Origin of the sequence: Eubacterium sp. AF17-7, assembly GCF_003461285.1 — a bacterium.
Taxonomy (GTDB): Bacteria; Bacillota; Clostridia; order Lachnospirales; family Lachnospiraceae; genus Eubacterium_U; species Eubacterium_U album.
This window is the reverse complement of sequence record NZ_QTWU01000025.1, coordinates 1-5,978: the sequence shown is the minus strand read 5'-3', so window position 1 is coordinate 5,978 and position 5,978 is coordinate 1. Positions and strand designations below refer to the sequence as shown.

The window sequence follows — 5,978 nt, the reverse complement described above, 5'->3', positions numbered from 1 at the left end:
ATTTAACGAACAACTTTTTCCTAAAAATTCTGTTATAACACCTTCTTTTCCTACTTCCAAACCCGCTCCAAATCTTCCATACTGATCATCTAAATTACATTTTAACAAAAAAGAATCATATAATACACATGCAACTTCCTTTGTTGCAGAATTAATATACCTCATCTTTGCTTTATATCCAAAAAAATCTTCCACTAAATCATATAATTCATCTACATTCATTGTTATTCTCCTTTAATATTATGGTTTCATTGTCATAGTTTCAGCATCCCACTTGTAATTATTTTTTAATAGGTATTGATACTCTTTTCCTAATGCACCAGTATCATTAATCGGATTATGTGAAAACTGAAATGTTTTTCCTTCATTTATTCCATCATCTAGGAATGCCTCATTAAACAATTTAAACATTTCATCATCCGTATATCCATATTTAGTTTTAATAGTATCCCACTCATTCCCCAAACTAAAATATGTATAATCATCTCCTGCTTTTGTTATATAACTGGTTGGACCACCTCCATCATATTTTCCAAGCATTACTTTTTCTTTGCCTGCATTATGTATACTACTCTGATATATATTGTCATATTCTGTATAAGAAATAACCTTTCTACCACTCTCAACAACATTCTTTACCTTATTAAAGCTTTTTCCTTCCTTAAACATTTCCAGAGCATCATCACCATAACTGTTTATAAGGCTTACTGCTTTTTTAGCTTCTGTCGGTTCCAGATTGTCGATTATTCTTGCAAGGTCATCTCCATACTTTTCTGCAAGCTTTAGTCCGTCTTCTCCAAATTCCTGCAGTATGGCTGCCGTTCTTTGATGGTATCTAAATCTACCTCCCTAACAAACTGATATAAACGCACTCTTTCGCAACATTTTTTCTTGTTGCTAGGAGTGCGTTTATATCAGCATATTGGAACTAAATATTCTATTTTGATTTTGTAATGTTCGTCCGTATACCCAACTCAGCAAAATTTCGCTAGCGTCTATTAATTAACATTATGGATTCTTAATTGCTTCGCAACAGCCATGATGGTTAATTAATAGACATGCAGGAGTTATAGGTTGTTGGGAGTCCGAAAGTATAACCCTAATAAATTATAATTAATTTTCTTTAAAGATACTACTTAACAATATTAAATCCCTCTATCTTCCCACTATCTACATTAATTTTATAATTACGTCCATAGAAATCCGATGCAAAAATAGTATCATCTTTTATGCCTATCTGCTCGTAAGGAAGAAGATTTTTTAACTCTGGATAGCGAGTAGATAAATCCTCTGATTGCCAAATTAATTTTGCTTGAGCATCCAAACAATAAATGTTATTAATCTCAGTTCTATTAAATGGAATCCCAAGTAATACTATAAACTTTTCTTTATACTGGACTACAGCTCGAATATCAAATTCAAAATCATAACTATTCCCGTTGATTTCAATATGCTTCTTTTCGTATTGATACATTTAATTACCCTCCAAAAGCCTCTCATTCTTAAAATCACCAATTCTTTGCCCAATTAAATCATATTGTGTTCCACCACCATTCCCCCATCCATCTAAAGGATTGACCTCGCCTACTCTTATGTGAATTCCAGCCTCCAATTCCACATCGCATACATATTTAGGGGTATTAGGTAAAGCAAACTTATTTTGTATCTCTAAGGGTGTTAGTCCTTTAATATCATCTGCTTTCATTACCCAACTTCCATACATACCCGATCCATCTGGCATATTATCATATACTCTAACAAAAGTAGTATTTTCAGTAAGTTCAATTTCCTTCACTAAAGTTCCAGGTTTATATGGTGGCTTATAATCAGGCTTGACATTATCAATAAACCATTGATTAGTTTCTTCTGCTGTAAATGTCTTAACTTCGTTAAATTTTATTGTTTCTGTACCACTCTGGTCTCACTTAAACCACCCTCAGCAATCTTCTTTACTTCATTCGCATCTTTTCCTTTCTTAAATAAATAAAGTGCATCATCACCATAACTGTTTATAAGGCTTACTGCTTTTTTAGTTTCTGTCGGTTCCAGATTGTCGATTATTCTTGCAAGGTCATCTCCATACTTTTCTGCAAGCTTTAGTCCGTCTTCTCCAAATTCCTGCAGTATGGCTGCCGTTCTTTCATCGTAACTTTGTCTTAACAATTCCCATGCATCAGTGAAATTCCAGTAATCCGGGCTTCCTCCTCCGGGAACATGTCCTGTATCAGGTGTGTCTATTAATTAATATCATGGCTTCTTAATTGCTTCTGGACAACCATGATGATTAATTAATAGACGTGCAGGAGTTATAAATTATTAGTTCTCCGAATGTATAACTTTAATAAATATTATTTAACCAATTTCATCCAAAAATAATCTTCACCGTATTTTCATTCATACTTTTCTGTACTTCTTGAATGATTCTTTCTATTTGTTCCTTGCTGATTTTTTCATTCTCATGTGGTGGCTCCCATGTTTTCATAGTATTCATATATGCCACAAACTTTCTCCCCATAAGCATTTCTCCTTCCGCTTTTATAACATACCCATTTTCCAAATCAAACTTAACATAATTATTGCTACCTGTAATTTTCATTTTCTCACCTCCATCATATTTTTCCTATTAATGAATGCATAAATCACTCCATATTATGATACTTATTTTCTTAAAATATTTAATGCTCTTAATCTTTTTAAAAAATTATCTAATGCATCGATTTCATTATCAAACATTTTCTCTGACCCTGTTATTTTACTTGCTCTTTCATCTGTTACGTATACAATCCATTGATTGGAATCATTCACTATAACTATTTCATTCTCCATATCCATTCTATCTTCAAAGAAATTATACCCTCTTAATCCTTCCTCTTTAATAAATTTTTTAATGTCATCTCGTGTCATTTTAATTTCACTCCTTATCATTTTATCTCTTTAATCAAACCTATTGCTTCTAATTGTTCTATAGAAAGCGAAAATTCATATTGAATCGCTCCACCTTCTCCCCAGCCTTCAATTCTTGCCGCTTTACCTCTATACGAAACTAGTTTACTATAATCGCCATCATAATATGCTTTTACTGTAGCATCTATTTTTGTTTTTAATTCATTATTTGTACAATTTTTCACATAGTACTCAATTTTTGCAAAATCTCCTATCACCTCATATTGATGATACTTCGATGCATCTTCTACATATGGTAATGATCTTTCTGAATAACTAAAAGCTTTACCGCCAATTACTGGTGAAACGTATCTTCCGTCCGCAGATCCATATCTATCTATTACTTCTCCAATCTTAGGTATATATAATTCTTTAATTGCATTCCCATCAGTATTCAAAGATATCCACCTTGAGGTGCTCTTGACCAATTTATGCTTCCATCTGGGTTTAACGCAAATGAATTCTTTGGTATTTGTACCTCGCTATGCCATATACCATTCTTAGCAAATGCTTCAGCCGCATCTAATCCAACCTGTTTCCTTCCTTAAACATTTCCAGTGCATCATCACCATAATTGTTTATAAGGCTTACTGCTTTTTTAGCTTCTGTCGGCTCCAGATTGTCAATTATTCTCATCTTTACAATAAACGCATTCCAAAACGAATATTTTCATTTCGAATGCGCTTGTCGTAATTACTTAATTTGCCTTAAATTGCTCTTATTATTACAATTTTAAATTTTCTTTTACTATTTTAACCTCTGCTTCATTTTTGTTTATCCATTTTTGATACACACCTATGTCAATGCTCTTCATTCCTAATCTTACCCAATCTCTATAATCACCTATCATTGTAACTATAGACAACTTGTCTTCTGTTTCTTCAACAACTTCAAATTCAAAACCTTTATAAATTGCCATTGACCTTATTATGTAATATTCAGTTATTTCGGAGCTATTTACATATTTAAAGCATACTATTTTATCTTGAATATATTTAATATTAAACGGTTTACATGGTTCAAAACCGTTTTTCACATACTCTATGTCTGTTGAACGTAACACTATTTTTCCTTCTTGAGTTTCCCCTGCTGAATATTCTTTTCCTAAATAAATTGCAAATTCTCCATCTTTCATAAAACGCCCTCTTTTCCATATCAATTTTTCTAATCTATTAATATCCAAGCATTCTAATCTTTGTTTTATATTCGATTTTATCATTAAATACTTTCTCATATTCTACTATTTGTTTCATAATATCTCTGTAATAAAGTACTTCCCTATAAAATTTTTCAAATATATCAGGCACTTTCCTGTCCCTTTCAATTAAATATTTTTTGCCATTTCTATTAATAAATAATATGTTATACACTCCCGCTTCATCTTTTAGAATGTTTATTTTATCTTCTACTAAATTATTTATTGAATACCATTTTTCATCAGTTAATTTTATCATTTTACTTCGTAATTCTAATGTATCTTTTATTCCGTTAAATTCAGAGGCAACAGTAGATTCATTATCATTTAACATTCTTCTCACATATATAGCAAAATTTCTTTTTGCTTCAATTTCCGATTTATATTCTTTAATTTTTCTTTTGTTTCCTCTTTCCACAATAAATAATATGTAATTACTATCATCTTCTTTTAAAACACTTTGAATTTCACAATCTATATATACTTTTATAGTCTGTTCATCAAATACAATATTCGTTTTTGTTCCCAAATAAATTTTTAAGCATTCTATGTAGTTTCTACTAATCATTTTATCATCACCCTTCATTAGTAAATGTACCAGCGATTTATTTAGTTATTTTTCTATTTAAGACTTGCCTTAAGTTTAGATTGTTGGAGTTCAAAATATAACCATAATAAATTTCAAATATCATTTTAATTCATCAATTGTACATACAAAAACTGACAAGCATCTTCTTCTGATTCAAAGAATTTATTTGTTGTCTTAATACCTCTTTCTAAATAATAAACAGACCACTTATCCTGAATTTTTTCCAGGCATAACCGTTCATCTTTTATCCCTTTTCCTGTCAGATTATAAATATAATCTGGAACACCAGCAGCTTTTAATTTTTTTTCTAATACCTCTCTCGTCATTTATTTAATCTCCTTTATGTAGCCCAATTCTTTTAATTTTTTTATATTATATGGTAATTCAAACTGAATTCCACCACCAACTTGTTCAAATGCTGGAGCAATTTCAGATATTGTAACGTTATTAATTGGTTTTAACACTTCATATTTATGGTATGCATTTAAGTTCTCAATATATGGAAGTGCCCTTTGTTCATATGGTACCCCTACTGGCGACGTATATTTTCCCCATTGACTTCCATATCTGTCCATAATAGTTCCTGAAGAAATGGTTTGATTTTCTTTAATTGTTCCTGGTACTCTCCCGCCATTTGGGGCCCATTTTTCCCAATCAATATTTCCATCTGCATCTAAAAATTTGCTATCTCTTACAACTAATTCATCAGTACCGATTGTATATCTACCACTCTCAACAATCTTCTTTACCTCATCAAAGCTTTTCCCTTCCTTAAACATTTCCAGTGCATCATCACCATAACTGTTTATAAAGCTTACTGCTTTTTTAGCTTCTGTCGGCTCCAGACTGTCGATTATTCTCATCTTTACAACAAACGCATTCTAAAACGAATATTTCCCTTTCGAATGCGCTTGTCGTAATTACTTAATTTACCTTAAATTGCTCTTATAATTACAATTTAAAATTTTCCTTTACTATTTTAATCTCTGCTTCATTTTTGTTTATCCATTTCTGATATACATACCTTTCAATACACTTCATTCCTAATCTTTTCCACTCCCTGCAATCCCCTATCATTGTAACTATAGACAACTTGTCTTCTGTTTCTTCAACAATTTCAAATTCAAAACCTTTATAAATTGCAATTGTCCTTATTCTATAATATTCAGTTATTTCAGAGCTGTTTACAAATTTCATGCATACTATTTTATCTTCAATATATTTAATATTAAACGGTTTACACGGTTCAAA

12 protein-coding genes and 1 pseudogene are annotated in these 5,978 nt (G+C 31.1%); all 13 read right to left on the bottom strand.

All coding sequences use genetic code 11. From position 1 onward, the window contains the following. A partial coding sequence (locus DWW96_RS13530) for a hypothetical protein (protein ID WP_147339839.1) occupies nt 1-222 on the bottom strand: 222 nt, incomplete at its 3' end. A gap of 18 nt (nt 223-240) precedes the next feature. Beyond that, complete coding sequence (locus tag DWW96_RS13525; protein ID WP_117910788.1) at nt 241-669, bottom strand: hypothetical protein; 429 nt, start codon at nt 667-669, stop codon at nt 241-243. Between the two features lie 463 nt (nt 670-1,132). Beyond that, nucleotides 1,133-1,474, bottom strand: a complete 342-nt coding sequence (locus tag DWW96_RS13520) for a hypothetical protein (RefSeq protein WP_117910787.1) — start codon at nt 1,472-1,474, stop codon at nt 1,133-1,135. Then, nucleotides 1,475-1,795, bottom strand: a complete 321-nt coding sequence (locus tag DWW96_RS13515; protein ID WP_117910786.1) for a hypothetical protein — start codon at nt 1,793-1,795, stop codon at nt 1,475-1,477. Nucleotides 1,796-1,896: 101 nt separating this feature from the next. Then, on the bottom strand, nt 1,897-2,163 hold the full coding sequence (locus DWW96_RS13510; RefSeq protein ID WP_117910785.1) for a hypothetical protein: 267 nt from the start codon (nt 2,161-2,163) through the stop codon (nt 1,897-1,899). Between the two features lie 199 nt (nt 2,164-2,362). Then, nucleotides 2,363-2,596 (bottom strand): Imm74 family immunity protein, encoded by a 234-nt coding sequence (locus DWW96_RS13505; protein WP_117910784.1) that lies wholly within the window; start codon nt 2,594-2,596, stop codon nt 2,363-2,365. Nucleotides 2,597-2,658: 62 nt separating this feature from the next. Further along, nucleotides 2,659-2,904 (bottom strand): Imm59 family immunity protein, encoded by a 246-nt coding sequence (locus tag DWW96_RS13500; RefSeq protein WP_117910790.1) that lies wholly within the window; start codon nt 2,902-2,904, stop codon nt 2,659-2,661. Between the two features lie 17 nt (nt 2,905-2,921). Beyond that, complete coding sequence (locus DWW96_RS13495; RefSeq protein ID WP_158562725.1) at nt 2,922-3,341, bottom strand: glycohydrolase toxin TNT-related protein; 420 nt, start codon at nt 3,339-3,341, stop codon at nt 2,922-2,924. A gap of 326 nt (nt 3,342-3,667) precedes the next feature. Next, entirely contained in the window at nt 3,668-4,078 is a 411-nt protein-coding gene (locus DWW96_RS13490) for a hypothetical protein (protein WP_147339838.1), read from the bottom strand. Between the two features lie 37 nt (nt 4,079-4,115). Continuing rightward, nucleotides 4,116-4,706, bottom strand: a complete 591-nt coding sequence (locus tag DWW96_RS13485) for a hypothetical protein (protein ID WP_117910781.1) — start codon at nt 4,704-4,706, stop codon at nt 4,116-4,118. A 125-nt stretch (nt 4,707-4,831) separates the two neighbouring features. Beyond that, nucleotides 4,832-5,053 carry a hypothetical protein gene (locus tag DWW96_RS13480; protein ID WP_117910780.1) on the bottom strand — a complete coding sequence of 74 codons (222 nt, stop codon included), beginning with the start codon at nt 5,051-5,053 and terminating at the stop codon, nt 4,832-4,834. After that, nucleotides 5,054-5,590, bottom strand: a complete 537-nt coding sequence (locus DWW96_RS13475) for a TNT domain-containing protein (protein WP_243003086.1) — start codon at nt 5,588-5,590, stop codon at nt 5,054-5,056. Between the two features lie 88 nt (nt 5,591-5,678). After that, nucleotides 5,679-5,978: pseudogene (locus tag DWW96_RS14120) on the bottom strand (hypothetical protein); the annotation flags it as partial.

Excerpts from the sequence above, each read along its gene's own strand:
- DWW96_RS13525 (WP_117910788.1), bottom strand. The coding sequence starts at position 669 with ATGTTTAAGGAAGGAAAAAGCTTTAATAAGGTAAAGAATGTTGTTGAG.
- DWW96_RS13520 (WP_117910787.1), bottom strand. The coding sequence starts at position 1,474 with ATGTATCAATACGAAAAGAAGCATATTGAAATCAACGGGAATAGTTAT.
- DWW96_RS13505 (WP_117910784.1), bottom strand. The coding sequence starts at position 2,596 with ATGAAAATTACAGGTAGCAATAATTATGTTAAGTTTGATTTGGAAAAT.
- DWW96_RS13500 (WP_117910790.1), bottom strand. The coding sequence starts at position 2,904 with ATGACACGAGATGACATTAAAAAATTTATTAAAGAGGAAGGATTAAGA.
- DWW96_RS13490 (WP_147339838.1), bottom strand. The coding sequence starts at position 4,078 with ATGAAAGATGGAGAATTTGCAATTTATTTAGGAAAAGAATATTCAGCA.
- DWW96_RS13485 (WP_117910781.1), bottom strand. The coding sequence starts at position 4,706 with ATGATTAGTAGAAACTACATAGAATGCTTAAAAATTTATTTGGGAACA.
- DWW96_RS13480 (WP_117910780.1), bottom strand. The coding sequence starts at position 5,053 with ATGACGAGAGAGGTATTAGAAAAAAAATTAAAAGCTGCTGGTGTTCCA.
- DWW96_RS13475 (WP_243003086.1), bottom strand. The coding sequence starts at position 5,590 with ATGAGAATAATCGACAGTCTGGAGCCGACAGAAGCTAAAAAAGCAGTA.